Annotated in this window: 1 rRNA gene; it reads left to right on the top strand. The window is 54.0% G+C overall.

From position 1 onward, the window contains the following. A 23S ribosomal RNA gene (locus FRC98_RS20785) occupies nt 1-841 on the top strand; the annotation flags it as partial.

The raw sequence follows: 841 nt of genomic DNA on the forward strand, positions 1-841 counted from the left end.
CCGGATGATCAAGGGTTCCAGGGTCAAGCTAATCTGCCCTGGGTCAGTCGGGACCTAAGTCGAGGCCGATAGGCGTAGACGATGGACAACGGGTTGATATTCCCGTACTGACGAAGAACCGCCCAAACCAATCCAGTAATGCTAAGTATCTGAATCCCCTAGACCAATCCCTTCGGGGTGAGGCGTGGGGCCTAGCGTACGACCCTATTCTGGTGCGGTTAGCGTATTAACAGGTGTGACGCAGGAAGGTAGCTGAGCCGGGCGATGGTTGTCCCGGTCTAAGAATGTAGGCCGAGAGATAGGCAAATCCGTCTCTCATTACGGCTGAGACTCGATGGGTAGTCCTCACGGACGAAATCAGTGATCCTATGCTGCCAAGAAAAGCATCGACGCGAGGTTCAAGTTACCCGTACCCCAAACCGACTCAGGTGATCAGGTAGAGAATACTAAGGAGATCGAGAGAATCGTGGTTAAGGAACTCGGCAAAATGCCCCCGTAACTTCGGGAGAAGGGGGGCCTAAGGCGTGAACGGACTTGCTCCGGGAGCGCTGCAGGGCCGCAGAGACCAGTGGGAAGCGACTGTTTACTAAAAACACAGGTCCGTGCTAAGTCGCAAGACGATGTATACGGACTGACGCCTGCCCGGTGCTGGAAGGTTAAGAGGAACGGTTAGCCGTAAGGCGAAGCTGTGAATTTAAGCCCCAGTAAACGGCGGTGGTAACTATAACCATCCTAAGGTAGCGAAATTCCTTGTCGGGTAAGTTCCGACCTGCACGAATGGCGTAACGACTTCCCCGCTGTCTCAACCAGGGACTCAGTGAAAGCGAATTAGCGGTGAAGA

This window comes from Lujinxingia vulgaris, assembly GCF_007997015.1.
GTDB lineage: Bacteria > Myxococcota_A > Bradymonadia > Bradymonadales > Bradymonadaceae > Lujinxingia > Lujinxingia vulgaris.